Source organism: Micromonospora sp. DSM 45708 (assembly GCF_039566955.1).
Lineage (GTDB): Bacteria > Actinomycetota > Actinomycetes > Mycobacteriales > Micromonosporaceae > Micromonospora.
In genome coordinates, this window is sequence record NZ_CP154796.1 from 2,679,433 (window position 1) to 2,698,830 (window position 19,398).

At 76.2% G+C, this 19,398-nt stretch carries 17 protein-coding genes; 9 read left to right on the forward strand and 8 right to left on the reverse strand.

Annotation, left to right across the window (positions count from 1 at the left end):
• The first annotated feature begins 167 nt into the window (after positions 1-167).
• Complete coding sequence (locus tag VKK44_RS11780; protein WP_343446962.1) at positions 168-1,316, forward strand: FUSC family protein; 1,149 nt, start codon at positions 168-170, stop codon at positions 1,314-1,316.
• A 10-nt stretch (positions 1,317-1,326) separates the two neighbouring features.
• Here the strand turns inward: VKK44_RS11780 and VKK44_RS11785 are convergent, their stop codons facing one another.
• Positions 1,327-2,316, reverse strand: a complete 990-nt coding sequence (locus VKK44_RS11785; RefSeq protein ID WP_343446963.1) for a LacI family DNA-binding transcriptional regulator — start codon at positions 2,314-2,316, stop codon at positions 1,327-1,329.
• 115 nt (positions 2,317-2,431) lie between these two features.
• On the opposite strand from VKK44_RS11785, the gene VKK44_RS11790 reads away from it, so the two are divergent.
• Both VKK44_RS11790 and VKK44_RS11795 read left to right on the forward strand, forming a co-directional pair.
• A complete protein-coding gene (locus VKK44_RS11790; protein ID WP_343446964.1) occupies positions 2,432-3,667 on the forward strand; it encodes an MFS transporter in 1,236 nt (411 codons plus the stop codon).
• 89 nt (positions 3,668-3,756) lie between these two features.
• Positions 3,757-4,089: a hypothetical protein gene (locus VKK44_RS11795; protein ID WP_343446965.1), complete on the forward strand. Its 333-nt coding sequence runs from the start codon at positions 3,757-3,759 to the stop codon at positions 4,087-4,089.
• Between the two features lie 24 nt (positions 4,090-4,113).
• On the opposite strand, the gene VKK44_RS11800 is transcribed toward VKK44_RS11795, so the two are convergent.
• Genes VKK44_RS11800 through VKK44_RS11810 form a run of 3 tightly spaced genes read right to left on the reverse strand, consistent with a single transcriptional unit; the run spans position 4,114 to position 5,698 of the window.
• Positions 4,114-4,818: an MBL fold metallo-hydrolase gene (locus tag VKK44_RS11800; protein ID WP_343446966.1), complete on the reverse strand. Its 705-nt coding sequence runs from the start codon at positions 4,816-4,818 to the stop codon at positions 4,114-4,116.
• A 41-nt stretch (positions 4,819-4,859) separates the two neighbouring features.
• A complete protein-coding gene (crcB, locus tag VKK44_RS11805; protein ID WP_343446967.1) occupies positions 4,860-5,222 on the reverse strand; it encodes a fluoride efflux transporter CrcB in 363 nt (120 codons plus the stop codon).
• Positions 5,219-5,698: a FluC/FEX family fluoride channel gene (locus tag VKK44_RS11810; RefSeq protein ID WP_343446968.1), complete on the reverse strand. Its 480-nt coding sequence runs from the start codon at positions 5,696-5,698 to the stop codon at positions 5,219-5,221. The genes crcB and VKK44_RS11810 overlap by 4 nt, the downstream gene beginning before the upstream one ends.
• Before the next feature lie 201 nt (positions 5,699-5,899).
• On the opposite strand from VKK44_RS11810, the gene paaK reads away from it, so the two are divergent.
• Genes paaK through VKK44_RS11825 form a run of 3 tightly spaced genes read left to right on the forward strand, consistent with a single transcriptional unit; the run spans position 5,900 to position 8,231 of the window.
• Positions 5,900-7,207: a phenylacetate--CoA ligase PaaK gene (gene paaK / locus VKK44_RS11815; protein ID WP_343446969.1), complete on the forward strand. Its 1,308-nt coding sequence runs from the start codon at positions 5,900-5,902 to the stop codon at positions 7,205-7,207.
• 1 nt (position 7,208) lies between these two features.
• Positions 7,209-7,616, forward strand: coding sequence for a hydroxyphenylacetyl-CoA thioesterase PaaI (gene paaI, locus VKK44_RS11820; protein ID WP_343446970.1), 408 nt, complete (start codon positions 7,209-7,211; stop codon positions 7,614-7,616).
• Between the two features lie 48 nt (positions 7,617-7,664).
• On the forward strand, positions 7,665-8,231 hold the full coding sequence (locus tag VKK44_RS11825) for a dienelactone hydrolase family protein (RefSeq protein WP_343446971.1): 567 nt from the start codon (positions 7,665-7,667) through the stop codon (positions 8,229-8,231).
• A 96-nt stretch (positions 8,232-8,327) separates the two neighbouring features.
• On the opposite strand, the gene VKK44_RS11830 is transcribed toward VKK44_RS11825, so the two are convergent.
• Positions 8,328-10,997, reverse strand: a complete 2,670-nt coding sequence (locus VKK44_RS11830) for an adenylate/guanylate cyclase domain-containing protein (RefSeq protein WP_343446972.1) — start codon at positions 10,995-10,997, stop codon at positions 8,328-8,330.
• A gap of 189 nt (positions 10,998-11,186) precedes the next feature.
• Here VKK44_RS11830 and VKK44_RS11835 point away from each other — a divergent pair, with 189 nt between their 5' ends.
• From VKK44_RS11835 to VKK44_RS11845, 3 genes are all read left to right on the forward strand, one after another.
• Positions 11,187-14,117 (forward strand): helix-turn-helix transcriptional regulator, encoded by a 2,931-nt coding sequence (locus tag VKK44_RS11835; protein WP_343446973.1) that lies wholly within the window; start codon positions 11,187-11,189, stop codon positions 14,115-14,117.
• 111 nt (positions 14,118-14,228) lie between these two features.
• Positions 14,229-14,999 (forward strand): DUF5995 family protein, encoded by a 771-nt coding sequence (locus tag VKK44_RS11840; RefSeq protein ID WP_343446974.1) that lies wholly within the window; start codon positions 14,229-14,231, stop codon positions 14,997-14,999.
• A 125-nt stretch (positions 15,000-15,124) separates the two neighbouring features.
• Positions 15,125-17,221: an APC family permease gene (locus tag VKK44_RS11845; RefSeq protein ID WP_343446975.1), complete on the forward strand. Its 2,097-nt coding sequence runs from the start codon at positions 15,125-15,127 to the stop codon at positions 17,219-17,221.
• 178 nt (positions 17,222-17,399) lie between these two features.
• Here VKK44_RS11845 and VKK44_RS11850 read toward each other — a convergent pair whose 3' ends face one another.
• The 3 genes from VKK44_RS11850 to VKK44_RS11860 all read right to left on the reverse strand — a co-directional run bounded on the left by VKK44_RS11850 (position 17,400) and on the right by VKK44_RS11860 (position 19,327).
• On the reverse strand, positions 17,400-17,606 hold the full coding sequence (locus VKK44_RS11850) for a hypothetical protein (RefSeq protein WP_091574126.1): 207 nt from the start codon (positions 17,604-17,606) through the stop codon (positions 17,400-17,402).
• Positions 17,606-18,085 (reverse strand): low temperature requirement protein A, encoded by a 480-nt coding sequence (locus VKK44_RS11855; RefSeq protein ID WP_343446976.1) that lies wholly within the window; start codon positions 18,083-18,085, stop codon positions 17,606-17,608. Before VKK44_RS11855 ends, VKK44_RS11850 begins: the two co-directional genes overlap by 1 nt.
• Before the next feature lie 225 nt (positions 18,086-18,310).
• The gene (locus VKK44_RS11860) at positions 18,311-19,327 is read right to left on the reverse strand and encodes a hypothetical protein (RefSeq protein ID WP_343446977.1); all 1,017 of its coding nucleotides are present in this window, start codon (positions 19,325-19,327) and stop codon (positions 18,311-18,313) included.
• Positions 19,328-19,398: the final 71 nt, after the last annotated feature.

Sequence of the window (19,398 nt, forward strand, 5' to 3'; positions counted from 1 at the left end):
GCCGCTCCCGCGTCGCCCAGGGTCGACCACACCCGATGCGTCGATCTTGCGGGTTCCGCCCCGACAAACCGGGTGAACGACCCGAAGCGCGGGCCGGAACCGCAAGATCGCGACGCGGGATGCGGGCCGGTCCCGCAGGATAGGGGCCGGGTGGGACGGGAGGCGGGATGGGCGGGGTACGCGGTGGCCGGCGGCGGAGCGCGGCGGCGGTGCGGGCGGCGGCCGGGCGGCTGCGGCGGGGCTGGTTGCCGGTGGTCGAGGCGACGCTCGCCGCCACCGTCGCCTGGATGCTCGCCACCCGGTTGGTCGGGCACCCGCAGCCGTTCTTCGCGCCCGCCGCCGCGCTGATCGTGCTCGGTCAGGCGCGGGGCCAGCGGATGCGCCGGGCGGTCGAGGTGGTGCTCGGCGTGGCCGCCGGCGTGCTCGTCGCCGACCTGGTGGTGCAGGCGCTGGGTCCCCGCACCACCTGGACGGTGTTCACCGTCATCCTGCTCACCGTCGCGCTGGCGGTGGCGGTCGGGGCCAGCTCGGTCACCGTGGTGCAGGCCGCGGTCTCCGCGCTCTACCTGGTGGTGGTCTCGCCGCCGACCGAGGCGCTGATCCCGTTCCGGTTCGTCGACGCGCTGATCGGCGGCGCGGTGGCGGTGGTCGCCAGTCAGCTCGTCGACGCCCGTCGGCCGCTCGCCCCGCTGGTGGCCGAGTTCCGGCACACGTTCGCGGAGCTGGCCGGCGTGCTCGACGAGATCGCCGACGCGCTCGACCACGCCGACGACGAGGCCGCGCTGGCCGCGCTGGAACGGGCCCGGCAGGCCGACGCCGGGGTGGACCGCCTGCGGGACGCGGTCCAGGCCGCCGGCGAGGCGCTCCGGCTGAATGTCCGGCGTCGCCGGCACCTCGGCCGGCTGCGCTCCGTGGCCGGTTCGATCCGGCAGATCGACTACGCGGTGCGCAACGTGCGCGTGCTGGCCCGGGCCGCGGTCACGGTCACCCGCGGCGACGCGCCCGTCCCGACCGACCTGGGCGCCGCCGTCCGCACGCTGGCCGACGCCGTCCGCGCGGCCGGCGACGCGCTCGCCGCCGACCTGGGCGGGCAGGAGGAGGTCGCCGACGGGCACGCCGCCCGGGCGGACACGGCGGCGCTGGCGGCGGTGCGGTCGGTCGGCCGGCTCTTCGCCGCCGGTCCGACGCTGCCGCTCGCGCTGATCATCGGGCCGGTCCGGGCCACCGCCATCGACCTGCTGCGCGGCGTGGGTGTGGACGACGACGCGACGGTGCTCGGCCGGGTCGACGCGGCGGTCACCGGGCCGGAGCGCTGACCGCCACCGCTCAGGCGCTCTCCCGGGTCACCAGCGTCGACGCGAAAGCGGTGCTCGGCGCGACCGGCGCCCGGGTCAGCACGGCGGTGGCCGCGGCGGCGGCGATCCGGTCGACCGGGTGGGTCGCGGTGGTCAGCGCCGGGCTGCTCATCGCCGCGTACGGCAGGTCGTCGAAGCCGGCCACCGCCACGTCGTGCGGCACCCGCAGGCCGTGCCCGCGCAACGCGGCGATCACCCCGAACGCGGTGGCGTCGCTGGCCGCGAAGACCGCGTCCAGGTCCGGCCACCGGCGCAGCGCCGCCAGCGCCGCCGCGCCGCCCCGGGCCGCGGTGAAGTCGCCGGTCACCAGCCGCTCCGGCGACCCCGCCTCCCGCATCAGCTCCCGGTACGCGGTCACCGACCGCTCCGCGCAGGTCAACCAGCGCAGGCCGGTCACCATGACGATACGGCGGCGGCCGGTGGCGTACAGGTGGCGCAGCACCGCGCCGGCGCCGGCCGCGTTGTCCACGTCGAACGAGGGCACGGTGTCCGACCCCTGGCCGATCGAGGCGACCCGGCCGCGCAGCCGGGCCGGCACCGCGTCCAGCGCCGCCCGGGTCGTGTTGACCAGGATCACCCCGCAGACGCCCCGGTCCGCGCCGAGCCGGCCCAGGCCGGACGGGTCGTCCAGCGGCAGCCACTCCAGCGCCACCCCGATCCCGTGCGGCGCGCACACCCGCGACGCGGCGCTCACCACCCGGTGCACGTACGGGTCGTCGAAGACCGCGTCGTCCCGGCCCACCACGGCCACCACCAGCCGGACCCCGGCGCCGCGCACCAGCGCCCGGGCGGTGACGTCCGGCACGTAGCCGAGCTGGTCGGCGGCGGCGCCCACCCGGGCCCGGGCCTGCGCGGAGGCGAACCCGTAGCCACCGAGCACCCGGGAGGCGGTGGCCCGGGACACCCCGGCGGCCCGGGCCACGTCGTCGAGCGTGGCGGGTCGTGTGGTCGGCGTACCCATATGCGCATCATGCCCGGTCCGGGTCGGGAACGGTAAGGGGTGGGAGCGCTTGTGGTGGTAGCGCTCTCAGGTGTGCGATGGTCGTCGGACCATCCGGGGAAGGGACGACCGCACCGTGAGCAACACCCTCGACGCGCCGGCCGCGTCACGGCCACCGGCTTCCCGGCCGGTGCTGGCCGCCCGCACCGGCGTCGCCGTCGTCTTCGCCCTCAACGGACTCGCGGTGGCCAGCTGGTTCTCCCGGGTGCCGGCGGTCCGGGAGGCGCTCGGATTCAGCCCGGGCCGGCTCGGCCTGCTGCTGCTCTGCATGTCGGTGGGCGCGCTGCTGGCCATGCCCGCCGCCGGTCTGGTCACCCAGCGGATCGGCCCGGCCCGCACGGTGGTGGTGGCGACCGTGCTGGTCGCGCTCGGCATGACGGTCGCCGGTCTCACCACCGGCCTGGCCGGCTGGGCGGTCGGCGTCGGGCTCGGGATCGCCGCGTTCGGCTTCGGCTCCGGCCTGTGCGACGTGGCGATGAACGTCGAGGGCGCGGCGGTGGAGAAGCGGCTCGGCCGTACGATCATGCCCCGCTTCCACGCCGCCTGGAGTCTCGGCTCGGTGGCCGGGGCCGGGCTCGGCGCGGGAGCGGCCCGGCTCGGCGTACCGATCGAGGTGCACCTGCCGGTCCTGGCGGTGCTGATCCTGGCCGGCACGCTGCTCGGCGCGCGGGCGTTCCTGTCCGCGCCGGCCGAGTCGACCGACGCGGGCGAGTCGGCGGCCCGGCGGCGGGCGCTGCTGGCCGCCTGGCGGGAGCCGCGCACCCTGCTGGTCGGCCTGCTGGTGCTGGTCATGGCGTTCACCGAGGGCAGCGCCAACGACTGGTTGGCGGTGGCGTTCGTCGACGGGTACGGCGTCGACGAGGCGGTCGGCGCCGCCGTGTTCGGGGTGTTCGTGGTCGGCATGACGCTGGGCCGGACCCTCGGCACGATCGCCATCGACCGCTGGGGACGGGTGCCGGTGCTGTTCGGCACCATCGGGCTGGCCGCCGCCGGCGCCGCCCTGGCCGTGCTGGCCGGCTCCGGTCCGCTGGCCGTGGTCGGCGTGGCGCTGTGGGGGATCGGCGCGTCGCTCGGGTTCCCGGTCGGGATGAGCGCCGCCGCCGACGACGAGGAGAAGGCCCCGGCCCGGGTCAGCGTGGTCGCGGTGATCGGCTACACCGCGTTCCTCGCCGGGCCGCCGCTGCTCGGCTTCCTCGGCGACCACCTCGGCGTGCTGAACGCGCTCGGCCTGGTGCCGCTGCTCCTGCTGCCCACGCTCGCGCTGGTGCCGGTGCTCCGCACGCCGGCCGGGGCCGACCGGCCGGCCCGCTGAGCGCGGCTCAGCCGACTCCCACTCCGCTCCCAGGCCCCTGCCAGGCGCGCGTGCTGCACTGGACCCGACGCCGAGGAGAGGGGGCGGGAATGGGCTGGTTCAGCCGACGGGCCGCCGACCCGACAACGCCGACGAAGCTCGACCGCGAGGCGAACCGGGAGGACCTGGCGCAGCTGGAGGCGTTCGTGACCAGCCGGTGCGGGGTCGAGTTCTACCTGGAGCCGGAAACCACGGCCACCGACACCACGGTGGTCGCCATCGCCCACGACGGCGAGTGGATCCGCCGCCGCACCGGCTCGCCCCGGGTCGCCGGCACCATCGCCCGCCGGCACGCGGTGCCGCTCTACGAGGCGGCCCGCACCGGCTACCCTGAGCGGATGCGGGCCTGGAACCGGGCGCACCCGGAACGTCACGCGCGCTGACCGGGTGCGTGGCGGGACACCCGCTCACCCGCCGAGCGCGGCGTGGGCCTCGTCCCGGCGCAGCGGCTCGTCGTGCGCGGAGACGTACCACTCGACGTGTTCGGAGAGCAGGCTGCGGGCCAGCTCCAGATCCGGCCCGTCGGTCGGGGTGCGCTCGTGCAGCGGGGGCGGGTACCAGCAGTCGCCGAGCAGCAGCACCCGGGAGTCCGGCACCAGCACCACCGTCGAGTCGGGCGCGTGCCCACCACCGACGTGCCGCAGCACCACGCCGGTGGGCAGCATCAGCTCGTCGGTGAACGTGCGGGACGGCGGCAGCACCGCGAAGCCGTCCCAGTCGTCCACGGCGAGCGCCCGGGCCCGGTAGCTGGGCCCGAGCCGGGGCTCGGCGCGGACCCGGTCCCGCAGGTGCCGGTGGCTCCACGGGCGGGCCGCCTCGGCGCGCAGCGGGGCGACACCGGCCTCGTGCCCGACGATCTCCACGCCCGGCCAGGCGCAGGCGCCCCAGACGTGGTCCCAGTGGTGATGGGTGTAGACCAGCCAACGGGGCTCCGGCAGGCGGGCGGCGGCGATCCCGGCCCGGATCTCCCGGGCGTGCGCGGGGCTGTGACCGGCGTCGACGAGCACGCTGCCGCGATCGTCGGCGACCACCGCCACGGCGGGCCGGACCGCGCCCGGGTCGGGGTCACCGGGGAACAACCAGACCCGGTCGGCCAGGTGGCGCAGCTCCATGGCGGGATGCTATCGCCGCCCGCCCCCCACCGGCTGCCCCGTCAGCCGGTGAACACGGCGGCCAGCGCGTACCCGACGAAAGCCGCGCCGAGCCCGGCGACCACGCTGAGCAGCACATTCGCGTACGCGTGGAGACGCGCGCCGGTGCGGGCCAGCCGCAGCGTCTCGTAGCTGAGCGTGGACCAGGTGGTCAGCGCGCCGCAGAAGCCGGTGCCGACCAGCGCGGTCACCGCGGGGTCGGCCGGCACCGCCAGCACCGCGCCGAGCAGCAGCGAGCCGGCCACGTTGACGGTCAGCGTGCCCCACGGGAACGCCGAGTCGTGCCGGGCCTGCACCGCCCGGTCGGTGAGGTAGCGCAGCGGGGCGCCGAGCGCCGCGCCGAGCACGATCCACAGGACGGTCACCGGGCCTCCCCGCGCCGGGCGGCCAGCAGCCGGCCGGTCACCACGTCCCCGGCGGCGACCGCCAGCAGCGCGGCGAGCACGGTCGCGGCCAGGTAGACCAGCGCCGTGCCCGGCGTGCCGGCCGTCACCAGGCGTTGCGCGTCGACCGCGTACGCGGAGAACGTGGTGAACCCGCCGAGCACCCCGACGCCGAGGAACGGCCGGACCAGCGGCCCGGCCGGTCGGGCGGTGAGCACCGCCATCAGCACGCCGATCAGCAGGCAGCCGGTGACGTTGACGCCGAACGTGGCCCAGGGGAGCCCGGTGGGCGGGTGCGGCGCGGCGGCCTGCGCGCCGGCGCGGGCCAGCGCGCCGAGCACGCCGCCGGCGGCGATCACGCCGAGCACCGCCGCCCGGTGCGCGGTCAGCTCCGTCCGGTCGGCGGGTACCCGGAGATCGACGTCCGGATCGACGCGGGACTCGGGCGGTCGTGTCACGGTGCTCCCACCAGCCCGAGCATAATCCCACCCCCCGCGCCTCCTCGGCGATCTTGCGGTACCGGCCGTCCGGGCGGCGGGCGGCAACCGCAAGATCGGCGGGGGAGGTGCGTTGACCTGGCAGGTAGGGCCGTACGGGCGTACGGTGAGCGGGTTCCCGCCCGGCGCGGCGGCGTCGGGCCTGTCGCGCAGGAGGCAACCGTGCAGGACCGCACCCCTCGTCCGGACGAGCTGGATCCCGTCGAGCGGATCGGCGTCGACGAGCTGCGGGCGCTCCAACTGGACCGGTTGCGCCACTCGCTGCGGCACGCGTACGCGCACGTGCCCCACTACCGGCGCGCGTTCGACGCCGCCGGCGCGCACCCCGACGACGTCCGCGACCTGGGCGACCTGGCCCGCTTCCCGTTCACCGCCAAGGCCGAGCTGCGGGAGAACTACCCGTTCGGCATGTTCGCCGTGCCCCGCGAGCGGATCGCCCGGCTGCACGCCTCCTCCGGCACCACCGGACGCCCCACCGTGGTCGGCTACACCCGCGCCGACCTGGACACCTGGGCCACGCTGATGGCGCGCTCGATCCGGGCCGCCGGCGGCCGGCGCGGCGACCGGGTGCACGTCGCGTACGGGTACGGCCTGTTCACCGGCGGCCTGGGCGCGCACTACGGCGCCGAGGAGCTGGGGTGCACGGTCATCCCGGTGTCCGGCGGCATGACCGAACGGCAGGTCATGCTGATCCGTGACCTCGAACCGGAGGTCATCATGGTCACCCCCAGCTACATGCTGGCCATCGTGGACGAGATGGAACGCCAGGGCGTCGACCCGCGCGCCACCTCGCTGCGGGTGGGCATCTTCGGGGCCGAGCCGTGGACCGAGGACATGCGTCGGGAGCTGGAACAGCGGCTGGACCTGCACGCGCTGGACATCTACGGCCTGTCCGAGGTGATGGGCCCCGGCGTGGCGGTCGAGTGCGTGGAGACCAAGGACGGCCTGCACCTGTGGGAGGACCACTTCTACCCGGAGATCATCGACCCGGTGACCGGTGCCGTGCTGCCCGACGGCGAGCGGGGTGAACTGGTGCTCACGTCGCTGACCAAGGAAGCCATGCCGGTGATCCGCTACCGCACCCGCGACCTCACCCGGCTGCTGCCCGGCACGGCCCGCGCCATGCGGCGGATCGAGAAGGTCACCGGGCGCACCGACGACATGATGATCGTCCGGGGGGTGAACGTCTTCCCGACCCAGATCGAGGAGCTGATCCTGCGCGCCCCCGCGCTGTCGCCGCACTTCCAGTGCGTACTCGACCGGCAGGGACGGCTGGACACCCTCACCGTCCACGTCGAGCGCCGCGCCGACGCCGCCGTGGCCGACGCGGAGCGGGCCGGAGCGGCCCTGGTCGAGCAGGTCAAGAACACCATCGGGGTCTCCGTGGCGGTCCGGGTGATCGAGCCGGACGGGGTGGAGCGCTCGATGGGCAAGATGCGCCGCATCGTCGACCAGCGGCGGGAGCGCTGACATGACGGACCACGGCGGGCGTACCGCGGCCCACGACATGTTCGACGCCGACGTGGCCTCGAAGGGGCTCGGCGTCGAGCTGGTCTCAGCCGGCGACGGCGCGGCGGTGGCCCGGATGCGGGTCACCCCGGCGATGCTCAACGGCCATGCGATCGGCCACGGCGGTTTCGTTTTCCTGCTCGCCGACACCGCGTTCGCGCTGGCCTGCAACAGCCACGGCCCGGCCACCGTGGCCGCCGGCGGCGAGATCAGCTTCCTGCGCCCGGTGCGCGAGGGCGACGTGCTGGAGGCGTACGCCACCGAGCGGGTCCGGCACGGCCGCAGCGGCATCTACGACGTCACCGTGCGACGCGGCGACGAGGTGGTGGCCGAGTTCCGGGGGCGCAGCCGGGTCATCGCCCGCGACTGACCCGGCGCGCCGCCGCCGGCCCGCGCCCGTACCCGCGACGATGGGCGGATGGCCCACGTACTGCTCCTGCACTCCGTCCACGGGTTGCGGCCCGCCGTGCTGGCCGCCGCCGACCGGCTGCGCGCCGCCGGACACCTGGTGACCACCCCCGACCTGTACGAGGCGCCGGCCGCGGCGACGGTGGAGGCGGGTTTCGCCCTGCTCGGCACGATCGGCCACGGGACGGTGCTGGACCGCGCCCGCCGGGCGGTCGCCGCGCTGCCCGCCGAGACCGTGCTGGCCGGATTCTCGATGGGGGCCGGCATCGCCGGCGCGCTGCTGGCCGAGCGGCCCCGGGCGGCGGCGCTGCTGCTGATGCACGGCACCGGCGGCGGGCCGGACTCGGTGCGTCCCGGGCTGCCGGTGCGGCTGCACCTCGCCGACCCCGACGAGTACGAGCCGCCGGCCGACGTGGACGAGTGGCGGCAGGCGATGACCGCGGCCGGCGCGGAGGTGGTCGTGCACCGCTACCCGGGCTCCGGGCACCTGTTCACCGACCCGGACTCGCCCGACTTCGACGCGCCGGCCGCCGCCGTGGCCGAGCAGCGGGTCCGCACGTTCCTCGCCCCGTACTGACCCGCCCGACGAGCCGTCGCCGGCCGGGTGCGGCCGTGTCCGGTCGCCGCCCGGGCCGGAGTGGCCCCGTGCCCGCTCCGACCCGGGCGCGACCCGTCAGGCGGCCAACCCGAGCGTGGCGTCGGGCGACGCCGCTGTCCGCCGGTTGGGCTCCGCTCGTCCGGGCGGGCCGGGTGCCCGGCCGGTCGGCGCGGTCCGAGCCGCGCCGACCGGCCTGATCCGTGTCGGGGAACCCGGCCCGTTCCGCCCGCCGTCGACCGGGGCGCTCCGTCGCCCGCCGTCGACCGGGGCGTCCCGTCGCCCGCCGTCAACCGTGGCGTCGACCGGGGCGTCCCGTTGCCGGGTGGTCGTCCTCGACGGTTCGGCCCGGGTCACGGCCGGGTCGGCGTACCCCGATCGTTGTGCCGCCGACCGGCGGGCGCCGGCCCCGTCCGGCCCGGGCGGCGGGACGGGCGCCGGTCGGGCCCCTCCACCCGACCGGCGCGACCGTCCCGCCCCGAGCGGACAGGTCGCCCGCTCCTCGGCGCCCCGTCCGGGGACGCCGGTCCCTACCGGCGCCGGTGGGCGCGCGGCGGGAGCCTCGTCGGGCCGATCGGCCCGCTGGCGCCCCACGCCGACGCCCCGACGACCGCCGACCCCCCTGTCCGCGACGTCGGTCCCCGAGCCGACGGCGGCCCCTGTGTCGACGACCACCCCTGTGCCGGTGGCGGCCCTCGTCCCCACGGCGGCCCCCGGTGCGGTGCGGGCCCCCCACCCGACGCCGGCGCCGGTCCGGCTGCGGGCCCCCCGCCCGCTGCCGGACTCCGTCCCGATGTCAGGTCGGGCGGCGACGCCCGCGCCGGTCCCCGGGCCGACGGCGGCGCCGGACCGGATGGCGACGGTTCCGCCGGTGCGGATCGCCGTCACCGGTGCACCGCCGGTCAGTCGGCGGACGAAGTCCGCCCGCACCGCCCGCGGCAACCGGTGCGCGGCCACCCGGGCCACCACCGGCTCGACGATCGTCCAGCCGTACGCGCCGCCCCTGCCGCGCGGGTGGACGTCGGTGCGCCGACCGCCCCCACCCGCTCCGGTGTCCGAACCGGTCCATCCGCGCGCGCCGTTCGGCGCGGTGGAACCGGTGCCGGCGTCCCCGCCGGCTCCCGGGCCGGGGACCGGGACCGTGCCGGCGCGGCGGAGCAGGCCGGCCGCGGCCAGCGCGCGCAGCACCGGTCCGGCCTGCCCGGCCGGCCAGGCGAGCATCCGCTCGACGGTCGACGCGGCGAGCGTGCCGCCGACCACCGCGCCCGCCATCAGCACCGCGCGCTGCGCGCCGTCCAGCCGGTCCAACCGGGCGTCCACCAGCCGGCGGACCGGGGCGGGCACCCCGGCTGGTTCGTCCCCCACGGCGTAGGCGCTCGCGACGGCCGGGTTGCCGCCGACCAGCGGCAGCAGCGCGGCGGCCAGCGCGGCGGGCCGGCCGGCCCGGTCCAGCAGGTGCCGCAGCAGGCGGCCGGTGTCCCGCGCGCCCAGCGGCGGCAGCCAGATCCGCGACGGGCGGGCGGCCGGCGCCGGCCGGGGGTCGGCGCGGCCGGAGCCGTGGGTGGTGACCACCGCGAGCGCCAGCCCCCGGTCGCCGGCCGCGGTGAACAACTGGCCCAGGAACCGGTGCAGCGCCGGCGCGGCCCGGTCCAGGTCGTCCACCGCCACCACCACCGGGCTCCCGGCGGCCCGGTCGAGCAGCAGTTCGCGGACGGCCACCACGGCCCGCGCCGCCGCCGTGGCGTCGCGCGGCGCGGCGAGGAACGCGGCCAGCGCGGGGCTGGTCGCGGCCCACCCGGCGGCGCCCGGGGCCGAGCCGGGCAGCGCGCGTACGGTGGCCGGCCGGCCGGTCGCGCCCGGTGCGAGCAGCGCGCGGACCAGGTCGGCCAGGGGCGCGAGGTCCCCGTCCGGGTACGGGGGGCAGTGCGCCACGCACCAGCGCACCGCCGTGCCGTCCACCTGCGTCACGGCGCGGGTCAGTTCGTGCAGCAGTCGGCTGCGGCCACTGCCGGGCGGCCCGCTCACGGTGATCCACCGTGGACGGCGCTCGCGCAGCGCCCGGGTCACCGCGTCGGCCGCGCCGGCCAGTTCGCGCCGGCGGCCCACCAGCGGGCCACGGTGTCGGGCCGGCCGGTACGGGGACACCCCGGTCACCCGCCAGACGTCCAGCGGCAGCGTCTTGCCGGCCATCGTCACGGTGGCGAGTGGACGCTGCTCCACCAGGCCGGCGACCGCCCGCCGGGTGACCGGGCAGACGACCACGCCGCCCGGCGGCGCGTACTCCTGGAGCCGGGCGGCGGTGGTGATCACCGCGCCGCTGGCCGCGCCGTGACCGCCGTCGCGGGCGCCGGTCAGGTCCACCAGCACCTCGCCGGTCGCCACGCCGACCCGCACCCGCAGCCGGGCGTCGACCGGCGACCGCCGGTCCAGCGCCGCCTGGATCTCCAGCCCGGCCCGCACCGCCCGGTACGCGTCGAAGCCGTCGCAGTCTGGCGCGCCGAACAGCGCCATCACGGCGTCGCCGACGTACTTCTCCACCACGCCCCGCCACCGGCGCAGCACGCCGGACACGGTGCCGAAGTAGACCCGTTGCAGCGTCCGCACGTCCTCCGGGTCGAGCCGTTCCACCAGGCCGGTCGAGCCGACGATGTCGACGAAGAGCACCGTGACGGTGCGGCGCTCCTCCGGTACCGGCCAGTGCGCCGCGCGGGCGGCTTCCCGACTCGCCACGGGCGTGGTGATCACCATTGCACCCACCCTTTCCCTGGTCCGGTGCCCGACGACCTCCGGACACTTTCACCACCGGGCCCTCGGGGGATCGGTAGGACGACGTATGTCGACCACGCGCAACCGTTAGTCGTGTTGTCGACGCGAGGAGTACGAGTGGGCCCCTGAGGCCGTAGAACGGTGCGGGGACCTGTGACTAGGCTGCGTTCCATGGCCAGCGACGTGGACACCGCACCGCTCGTCGGCCGCGCCGGGACCGTGGCGACGCTGCGCTCGGCGCTGCTCGACGACGTCGCCCCGGGGCACACCGCGGCGGTCTTCCTCACCGGCGAGAGCGGGGTGGGCAAGACCCGGATGCTGAGCGAGGTCGGTGAGCAGGTGCGGCAGGCCGGCGCGCTGGTGCTGACCGGCTCCTGTCTCGACATCGGTGACGCCTCGCCACTGCACCCGGTGCGCCAGGCGCTGCGGCGGCTCGACGCCGATCTGGCCGAGGCGCGCACCACCTCGGCGGTCCGGGGGCTGTTGCAGGTGTTCGACGAGGAGACCCCCGGCCCGGACGGTGCCGGCGCGCTGCTGGAACGGGTCGCCCAGGGGCTGCACCTGGTGGCCGGCGGCCGGCCGCTGGTGCTGGTCCTCGACGACCTCCAGTGGGTCGACCGGAGCACCCGCCAGCTCCTGCTCTATCTGCTCGCCGGCCTGGGCGACCTGCAACTGTCCGTGCTGGCCGCGATCCGCGCGGAGTCGCTGCGGGGCGCGCACCCGCTGCGCCGGGTGCTCGCCGAGCTGCGCCGGTTGCGCTCCGTCCAGGTGGTCGACCTGCTCCCGCTGGACCGGGCCGGCACGGACGAGCTGGCCGCCGCGATCGTCGGCGCGCCACTGCCACCGGAGGCCGCCGACCAGATGTGGCAGCGCAGCGGCGGCAACCCGTTCGTGGTGGAGGAGCTGGCCCGCGACCGGCGGGACGGCCGCGACGGCCTCTCCGACACGCTGCGCGAGGTCTTCCTGGGCCGGGTCGATGCGCTGCCCCAGCCGGCGCACGCCGTGGTGCAGGCGGTCGCCGCCGGCGTCGAGCCGGTCGAGCACTGGCTGCTGGCGCAGGTGGTCCGGTTGCCCGAGGACGAGCTGCTCGACGCGGTGCGCGAGGCGGTGGCGCACCGCCTGCTGGTCGGCGCCGACGACGGCTACCGGCTTCGGCACCGGCTGGTCGCCGAGATCCTGGCCGACGAGCTGCTGCCCGCCGAGCGGGCCGCGCTGCACCGCCGCTACGCCGAGGCGCTCACCGCCGCCCCGGCCGAGCTGCACCAGGCCCGGCTGGCCCACCACTGGCGGCAGGCCGGCGAGCCGGCCCGGGCGCTGCCGGCGGCGATGGCCGCGGCCCGCGAGGCGGAACGGCTGCACGGGTACGCCGAGGCGCACCGGCACTGGTCCACCGCGTTGACGCTGGCGGCCACGCCGGCCGTGGTGCCGTCCGACGGCGGTCGGCCGGAACCCGTCGAGGTGGACCGCGCCGAGCTGCTCAGCCACGCCGCGGAGGCCGCGCACCACAGCGGCGAACACGCCCGGGCGCTGACCCTGCTGGCGGAGCTGGCGGCCGATCCGGCGGGCCCGCAGATCTGCGCGCTGCACATCCGGCGGGCCCGCTACCTGGCCGCCGCCGGTCGGTCCGCGCCGGCCGAGGAGGAGTACCGGCGGGTGCTCGCCTCCACCGACTGCACGCCGCACGAGCGGTGCACCGCCGCCGCCCGCCGGGCCGAGCTGCTGCTGCACCTGGGGCGCTACGCCGAGGCCGGCGAGCAGGCCCGGGAGGCGCTCGAGCTGGCCGCCGGCGTGCCCGGTTGCGCCTCCGAGGTGGTGCTGGCCAGCTCCGCGCTCGGCTTCAGCGAGGCCTTCCTGGGGGACCCGGCGGACGGGCTGGCGGTGATGCGCCGGGCGCTGGAGACCGCCGAGTCCTCCGGCCGGCCGGAGGACGTGGCCTGCGCGTACCTGCACCTGGCGGAGCTGCTCACCGGGCCGCTCAACATCCTGGAGGAGGGCGTCGTGGTGGCCCGCCGCGGCGCCGAGCGCGTCGCCGAGCTGGGCCTCGGCCGCACCTGGGAGACCCGGCTGCTGGCCGTGGCGACGAACGGGTTGTTCCGGGTCGGGCAGTGGGCCGAGGCGGAGAAGGTCGTCGCCGCCGCGCTGCGGCACCGGCCGTCCGGCGCGGACGCGGTCGAGCTGCTGCTCGCCCGGTGCCGGCTCTCCGTCGGGTACGGCGACGTGGAGGCCTCCGACCGTGACCTGGAGGCGGTCGCCACGGTGCTGGCCGGCGGCGGCGCCCGGCACGTGCTGCCGATGCTCATCCTGCGCGCCGGGCTGGCCATGTGGCAGGGTCGGCACGACCTGGCCCGGCAGGCCGTCCAGCGGGGCCTGACCGAGAGCCGCTCCGACGACGTCATCGTGCTGGCCACGCTGGCCTGGCACGGGCTGCGGGCCGAGGCGGAGGCGGCGGCCAGCCGGACGGTCGAGGTGGACCCGAACGCGGTGCGCCGGCTGCGCGAGGTGGTCGACCGGGTGACCCGCAAGAGCGCACAGGCGGGCGCCCCGGTGCGGTACGTCGCGGACGGTTTCCTGGCGCTCTGCGACGCCGAGCTGAGCCGGCTCGACGACGGTCGGGGCGATCCGGAGCTGTGGGGCCGTTCCGCCACCGAGTGGGACCGGCGCCACCATCCCTACCCGGCGGCGTACTCCCGCCTGCGGCAGGCCGAGGCGCTGCTGTCCCGACGCAGCCGGATGGCGACGGCCGGCAAGCTGTTGCGCCAGGCGCACGCGACGGCGCAGGCGCTCGGCGCGGTGCCGCTCAGCGCGGAGATCCGTACCCTGGCCGGTCGGGCCCGGGTCACCCTGGACGACGCGCCGGCGCCGGTGCCCCGGCCACGCGCGGCGCCCGTCGTGCCCGCGGTGGACGAGCTGGCGGTGCTGACCGCGCGCGAGCGGGAGGTGCTCGCCGCGGTCGCCGAGGGGCTGACGAACAAGGAGATCGGCCAGCGGCTGTTCATCAGCGAGCGGACCATCGGCGTGCACGTGTCGCACATCTTCGACAAGCTCCAGGTCCGGACGCGGGTGCAGGCCAGCGCCATCTTCCTGCGTAACCGTCCGGGATAGACGGACGCCGGCAATACGTCGTTCTACTGATCCCACCCACGTACCGCGGCTGGCAGGCTGTCCCGCGGAATCGGATGGCGTCGTGGGGGCGCCGACCATCGTGGAGGAGAGATGACCGAACCGGTCTGGGGTCCCGTGCACCAGGACATCGTCGGGTTGCTCGCCGACCACCCCGCCGACGTGCCGGCGGTCGTCGACCATCTCACCAAGTTGCAGGACCTGCTGGTCCGGCTCCCGCCGTTGGAGGCGAGCTGCCCGCTCGCCGACTTCAACCGGCTCTACCTGGTGATCACCAGCACGGTGCTCGACGGTCTGTACGAGGACCGCTTCGTCGATCCGGCGTTCCTGGCCCGGCTCGACGTGGAGTTCGCCGCCCGCTACTTCGAGGCGCTGCGGTTCTGGACCGACTCCAGCCCGAGCACGCCGCGGGCCTGGTCGTGCCTGTTCAAGCGGATGCGTGGCCCGGACGCCCGGCCGCTGCCGTCGGCCGCCGCCGGGGTGAACGCGCACATCAACTACGACCTGCCGTTCGCGCTGGTGACGACGCTGGAGAGCCTGGAGTCCGAGCCGGTCGACGGCAGCGACCAGCACCACGACTACCTGGAGATCAACAAGATCTTCGCCGAGCGGATCCCGGAGCTGCGCCGGGGCTACCTGGACCACTGGCAGCTCATGATCGACATGGTGAACGGCGACATCGACGACTGGTACCAGGGCGAGCTGGTGGAGTACACCCGCAACGTGGCGTGGCGCAACGCGCAGAAGATCTGGCACTGCCGCCACGACCCGGACGCCCGTGAGTGTGAGCGGACGCGGCTGGACGACAACGCCGCGCTGCTCGGCCGGCTGCTGCTGTCGCCCCTCGGGGCGTTCCTGCAGTAGCCGGGACGGGGGGTCCCCGCGTCCCGCCGTCCGGGCGCGGGACGCGGGGACGCCGTCCGGTTCGTCCGTTCCCCCGATCCGGCATTCCGCCGGGGCGCGACCCGGGTACCGCCTACCGTCGGGTCATGGCGCAGGCACGGGACGGGGAGCAGCCCCGGCGTACGCGGGACCGCCGCCGCGAGGCGCACGCCGCCGCCGCGGCCCGGGCCGGCCGGCACGCCGAGCCCGACGACCGGGCCGGCCGTGCCCGGGGCGCGCTGCCGGAGCGGGTGGCCGCGCCGGCCCGGCCGGCGGCCCCGGCCGACCGGCTGCACCGCTGGCTGTTCCAGCACCGGGTCGAGCCGGTCGGCCCGGAGGTCGGGGAGCACCAGGCGCGGGCCCACCCGTGGTGGCAGGTGATGTGCCTGACCGGCGTCGACTACTTCTCCACCCTGTCCTACCTGCCCGGCATCGCCGCGGTCGCGGCCGGCGCGCTCAGCCCGCTGGCCACCCTGCTCATCGTGGCGCTGACGCTGCTCGGCATGCTGCCGATGTACCGGCGGGTGGCCCGGGAGAGCCCGCACGGGCAGGGCTCGGTGGCCATGCTGGAGCGGTTGCTGCCGTTCTGGCGCGGCAAGATCTTCGTGCTGGTGCTGCTCGGCTTCGTGGCCACCTCCTGGATCATCACGATCACGCTCTCCGCCGCCGACGCCAGCGTGCACCTGCTGGAGAACCCGGTGCTGCCCGCGTCGTTCCCGCACGGCACCACCGCCGCGGTGCTGGTGACGGTGGTGTTGCTGCTGGTGCTCGGCGGCGTCTTCCTGCTCGGGTTCAGCGAGGCGGTGCAGGTCGCCATCCCGCTGGTGGCGGTCTTCCTGGCGTTGAACGCGGTGGTGGTGGTCGCCGGGCTCGCCGAGGTCGCCGCCGACCCGGGGCTGCTCACCGACTGGACCAGTCGGCTGACCCGGGTCGGCGGTGCCGGCGATGTGCTGGCCACCAGCGTGCTCGCGTTCCCGCTGCTGGTGCTGGGGCTCTCCGGCTTCGAGACCGGGGTGAGCATGATGCCGCTGGTCCGGGGCGACGGTGCCGACCCGGAGCGCCGGCTCGCCGCCCGGATCCGCAGCACCCGTCGGCTGCTCACCACCGCCGCGCTGATCATGTCGGTCTACCTGGTCGCCACCACGTTCGTCACCACGGTGCTGATCCCGCCGGCGGCGTTCGCCCCGGGCGGGGCGGCCAACGGGCGGGCGCTGGCGTTCCTCGCCCACGAGCGCCTCGGCGAGGTGTTCGGCACCGTCTACGACGTCAGCAGCGTGCTCATCCTCTGGTTCGCGGGCGCCTCGGCGATGGCCGGGTTGATCAACATCGTGCCCCGCTACCTACCGTCGTACGGGATGGCGCCGGAGTGGGGCCGGGCGGTCCGTCCGGTGGTGCTGGTCTACACCGCGATCAGCATCGCCATCACGGTCGCGTTCTCCGCCGACGTCAACGCCCAGGCCGGCGCGTACGCCACCGGCATCCTGGCCATGATGGTCTCCGGCGCGATCGCGGTGACCATCTCGGCGGCGCGTGCCCGGCACCGGCTCGCCGCGGCCGGGTTCGCGCTGCTCACCACCGTGCTGCTGTACGCGCTCGCGGAGAACGTGGTGGCGAAGCCGGACGGCATCACCATCTCCGGCTTCTTCATCGCCGGGATCGTCGCGGTCTCGTTGATCTCCCGGGTCACCCGGACCACCGAGCTGCGCGCCGAGCGGATCGAGTTCGACGGCCCGGCCCGCCGGTTCGTCGACGAGTCCGTCGCCCGGGACGGGCGGCTGCACGTCATCGCCAACAAGCGGCAGAGCGGGTCGGTGAAGGAGTACCGGGTCAAGGAACGGGCGCAGCGGTCGATGAATCCGGTTCCCGGCGCCGCCGACGTGATCTTCCTGGAGATCGACGTCAGCGACCCGTCGCAGTTCAGCCACGTGCTGCGGGTGCACGGGGTGGAGATCGGCGGGTACCGGATCCTGCGGGCCCGCAGCCCGGCCGCGCCGAACGCCATCGCGGCGATCCTGCTCGCGCTGCGCGACGCCACCGGGGTCCGCCCGCACTGCCACTTCGAGTGGTCGGAGGGGAACCCGATCGCCCACCTGCTGCGCTACCTGATCCTGGGGCGCGGTGACACGCCGCCGGTGGTCCGGGAGATCATCCGCAAGTCCGAGCCGGACCCCACCCGCCGGCCCGGCATCCACGTCGGCGGTTGAGGTTGAAGGAGGGGCCCCGGTGAACGCCTCCGGTCGAGAGGGCAACCCTTCTCACGCCCGCGCCGAAAACCCAGCCTCCTAGGACGGCATAGCGGGGGAGAGCGGCGTCGCCCGGGGCACGAAACGGCCCGCGCTCGCCGAGCGGGCGCGGGCCGGGAGAGTGCGACGTGCGGCGGACCTACTTGGACGGCTCCGGAAGCTTGCAGTCGATCTTCGGGTTGGCGCCGATGTAGTTCAACGGGCCGGCGACGATGGTGACCAGGATCGTGCCCGCCTCCGCGCAGTTGGTGTCGTCGTTGCCGTAGTAGCCGCGCTGGCCGGCGGCGATCGCGCCGATGATGAGCCAGATCACGACCAGGACGCCGACTATCGAGGTGCCGCGCATCAGTTGCCTCCACGGGGTTGTGGTGGATTCGAGGTGGAGGGCATGTACCCCGCGCGGGTGATCCGCCAAACGGCGTCCCGGTCCCGGTACGGCCGATTCCGATTACCGGCCCGGTGACTCGGTGCGGTGGCGCCGGCTCCTCCGGCGGGCGACCCCGGCTGCGCCGGTGGTCGGCCCCGGCCACTGCGGCCAGCACCAGCATGGCGTCGACGGAGGCGTACGCCGGAGTGGTGCAGGCTGAACAGGGTGCCGGAGACCAGCACCGCGTCGCCAAGCGCGATGGTGAAGAACTGCTGGTGGCGCTCGGCGAGGTGCTCGGCGGTCACGTTGCGCCGGGCCTCTGGCACCGGCCCCAGGCCGGGCACCGGGTAGGCCAGCCGGAACCCGACGTAGTCGACGGCCAGCGCCGAGGCCCAGAACCACGTCCGGGCGGCGCCGTGCGCCGCGACCGCGCCGACCAGCCAGGGCACCGCCGACACCGCGGACCAGACGAAGACCCGGATGGTCCGGCGGCGGGTCTGGGGATGTCGCGGAACCCGCCGGCAGGAGGAACAGGCAGCGTCCGAGATGGATCGCCACGTACCTGCCGGCGAAGACCAGCCTCCGGGATGGCGGCGGTCGTCAGCAGCGCGCCGAACATCAGGACCACCAGCACGTCGGGCCGGTGGCGACGATCGGTCACCACCGGCCCGCAACGGTACGGACTACTCGGCGCTGGCCGGCAGCACCCTGTCGGCCTCGGCGCGGGCGCCGGCCAGCACCTTGGCCTGCTGCGGCCACGTGGCCAGGCCGGGCGCGGCGCGCAGGCCGGCGGCCTTCACGGTCTCGCGCAACGCGGCCTCGTCCAGCCCGGCCAGCTGACCGTAGGTGCGGATGCCGGCGTCCTGGAGGGCGGCGGCCAGCTTCGGCCCGATGCCCTGGATGCGGCGGAAGTCGTCCGGCGCATCGGTGTCGGCCCGCGTCGGCGCGTCGTTCTCGACCGAGGCCCGGGGCGCCGGCACGACCGGCGCGACGGCCGGCTCGTCCGCCGCGGGCTCCGGCTCGGTCGCGGCGGTGACGGGCGCGGCCGTGGTGCCGACGGGCTCGGTGACGGCCGCCGGCGTGACGGCGACGGGTGCGGGCGTGGCGGCGACAGGCTCGGGCTCGGCAGCGACGGGCTCCGGCTCGGTGGTGACGGGCTCCGGCTCGGTGGTGACGGGCTCGGTGGTGACGGGCCCGGTCGTGGCGCCGACGGGCTCGGTCAGCGCGGTAGCGGTGTCGGCCGGTTCCGGCGTCGCCGCGTCGAGGGCCGGCTCAACGGCGTCCACCCGCGTCACCGTCGTCGGCTCGTCGGCCGTCGTCGGCTCCGTCGAGGTGGCGGGCGTCGGGACGGTCACCGGCTCGTCGGCGGAACCGGCAGCGGTGGCCACGACCGGCTCGGACTCGACAGTCGCGGCGTCGGCGTCGGCGTCGGCGTCGGCGACGGTCGCGGGGGCGGGGGCATCCGTGTCGGCCGGGGTCGGTCGGTCGGTCACGGCGGCGGCGGCCGGCGTCTCGTCGACCACGGCGGCCGGCTGCGGCTCGTCGACGGTGGCGGTCACCGGGGCCGGGGCGGTGGTGTTGTCCACGGTGGGCGTCGGGGCGCCGGCGCCGGCCCGCCGGCCGCTCACCAGCCAGCCGACGCCCAGTCCGATGAGCAGGGCCAGGATCACGAGCAGCCACTGCCCGAAGCTCGACGGCATGGCCAACCTCCTTCTATGTACGTGCACGACGGTCGCGAGAAAGCTCGGGGCAGCTTTGCACACGTGCGCGC

Bases quoted from the DNA above. Each gene is read 5' to 3' on its own strand.
- VKK44_RS11780 (WP_343446962.1), top strand. From the start codon at position 168: ATGGGCGGGGTACGCGGTGGCCGGCGGCGGAGCGCGGCGGCGGTGCGG.
- VKK44_RS11785 (WP_343446963.1), bottom strand. From the start codon at position 2,316: ATGGGTACGCCGACCACACGACCCGCCACGCTCGACGACGTGGCCCGG.
- VKK44_RS11795 (WP_343446965.1), top strand. From the start codon at position 3,757: ATGGGCTGGTTCAGCCGACGGGCCGCCGACCCGACAACGCCGACGAAG.
- VKK44_RS11800 (WP_343446966.1), bottom strand. From the start codon at position 4,818: ATGGAGCTGCGCCACCTGGCCGACCGGGTCTGGTTGTTCCCCGGTGAC.
- paaI (WP_343446970.1), top strand. From the start codon at position 7,209: ATGACGGACCACGGCGGGCGTACCGCGGCCCACGACATGTTCGACGCC.
- VKK44_RS11825 (WP_343446971.1), top strand. From the start codon at position 7,665: ATGGCCCACGTACTGCTCCTGCACTCCGTCCACGGGTTGCGGCCCGCC.
- VKK44_RS11830 (WP_343446972.1), bottom strand. From the start codon at position 10,997: ATGGTGATCACCACGCCCGTGGCGAGTCGGGAAGCCGCCCGCGCGGCG.
- VKK44_RS11835 (WP_343446973.1), top strand. From the start codon at position 11,187: ATGGCCAGCGACGTGGACACCGCACCGCTCGTCGGCCGCGCCGGGACC.
- VKK44_RS11840 (WP_343446974.1), top strand. From the start codon at position 14,229: ATGACCGAACCGGTCTGGGGTCCCGTGCACCAGGACATCGTCGGGTTG.
- VKK44_RS11845 (WP_343446975.1), top strand. From the start codon at position 15,125: ATGGCGCAGGCACGGGACGGGGAGCAGCCCCGGCGTACGCGGGACCGC.
- VKK44_RS11850 (WP_091574126.1), bottom strand. From the start codon at position 17,606: ATGCGCGGCACCTCGATAGTCGGCGTCCTGGTCGTGATCTGGCTCATC.
- VKK44_RS11860 (WP_343446977.1), bottom strand. From the start codon at position 19,327: ATGCCGTCGAGCTTCGGGCAGTGGCTGCTCGTGATCCTGGCCCTGCTC.